Below are 777 nucleotides of genomic sequence, written 5' to 3'. Positions count from 1 at the left end.
CCGCGTTCGCTCGCCACTACTTACGGAATCACTTTTGTTTTCTTCTCCTGCGCCTACTTAGATGTTTCAGTTCAGCGCGTTCGCCCCTCTAACGAGGTAATACATCTTCAATGTACTGGGTTGCCCCATTCGGAAATCTTCGGATTAACGCGTGTGTGCCGCTCCCCGAAGCTTATCGCAGCTTATCACGTCCTTCTTCGCCTGCAGAAGCCTAGGCATCCCCCATACGCCCTTATTTTGCTTATTGTGCTTGTCGTATCCGCTCACGCGGACACTACTATGCTTTCTACTTTGTATTTTTCTTATCCCAATATGTCAATGAACTTTAATTAATTTGAAAATTTGGAAATGTGATAATTTGAAAATGATTCAGCGAACCGAATGGAATTTTCAAATTTCCAAATTGTCTAATCTTCAAATTAAACAGTGGAGAATATCGGAGTCGAACCGATGACCTCCTGCGTGCAAGGCAGGCGCTCTAGCCAGCTGAGCTAATCCCCCGTTTTAGAATCTGATTTCAGAATCCAAGAACGATGAATCCCAACTTCCAGAATTTCCTTTCAAACAACAAGTCAATTTGGAAATTTGAAAATTTGCAAATTTGAAAACCATTTCCAAATCTTCAAATCATCACATCTTCAAATTTGTAGTCCCGGGCAGACTCGAACTGCCGACCCCTACATTATCAGTGTAGTACTCTAACCAGCTGAGCTACGAGACTCTGTTTTACTTGTGTTTGTAATATTTTGAATTGAACAGCGAGAGTAAGGAAAACCG

At 42.2% G+C, this 777-nt stretch carries 2 tRNA genes and 1 rRNA gene; all 3 read right to left on the bottom strand.

Annotated features, from left to right (window positions below):
- Positions 1-246, bottom strand: a 23S ribosomal RNA gene (locus tag HC229_RS16530); the annotation flags it as partial.
- A 181-nt stretch (positions 247-427) separates the two neighbouring features.
- Positions 428-501: transfer RNA gene (locus HC229_RS16525), tRNA-Ala, on the bottom strand.
- A 146-nt stretch (positions 502-647) separates the two neighbouring features.
- Positions 648-721, bottom strand: a tRNA-Ile gene (locus HC229_RS16520).
- Positions 722-777: the final 56 nt, after the last annotated feature.

The sequence above is a fragment of the Flavobacterium selenitireducens genome (assembly GCF_014748335.1).
In the GTDB taxonomy this organism is placed as follows: Bacteria; Bacteroidota; Bacteroidia; order Flavobacteriales; family Flavobacteriaceae; genus Flavobacterium; species Flavobacterium selenitireducens.
The sequence above is the reverse complement of the archived record's forward strand: the minus strand, read 5'-3'. Positions and strand labels throughout refer to the sequence as shown.